This window comes from Arthrobacter sp. CMU6, assembly GCF_059090205.1.
This window is the reverse complement of the sequence record NZ_JBNHFL010000100.1, coordinates 1-450: the sequence shown is the minus strand read 5'-3', so window position 1 is coordinate 450 and position 450 is coordinate 1. Positions and strand designations below refer to the sequence as shown.

The 450-nt window shown below is 63.8% G+C and carries 1 pseudogene; it reads right to left on the bottom strand.

What is annotated here, in order from left to right:
* Positions 1-450, bottom strand: a pseudogene (locus AC5RWD_RS23235) (pyruvate dehydrogenase (acetyl-transferring), homodimeric type); the annotation flags it as partial.

Sequence of the window (450 nt, the reverse complement as noted above, 5' to 3'; positions counted from 1 at the left end):
GATCACGGTGGGTTTGCCCTTGAATTCGGTCGCGGCCTTGTACGCGGCGTAGACCTTGCGGTAGTCGTGCCCGCCGCGCTTGAGGTTCCAGATCTCGTCATCGGAGAGGTCAGCGACGAGGTCCTTGGTCTGCGGGGTTTTCCCGAAGAAGTGTTCGCGGACGAACCCGCCGGATTCGGCCTTGTAGGTCTGGTAGTCCCCGTCCGGGGTTTCGTTCATGATCTTCACCAGCGACCCGTCGGCGTCGCGGGTGAGCAGGTCATCCCATTCCCGGCCCCAGACGACCTTGATCACGTTCCAGCCCGCGCCGCGGAAGAACGCCTCGAGTTCCTGCATGATCTTGCCGTTGCCGCGCACCGGCCCGTCCAGGCGCTGGAGGTTGCAGTTGATCACGAAGTTCAGGTTGTCCAGGTTCTCGTTCGCGGCGAGCTGGAGCAGGCCGCGGGACTC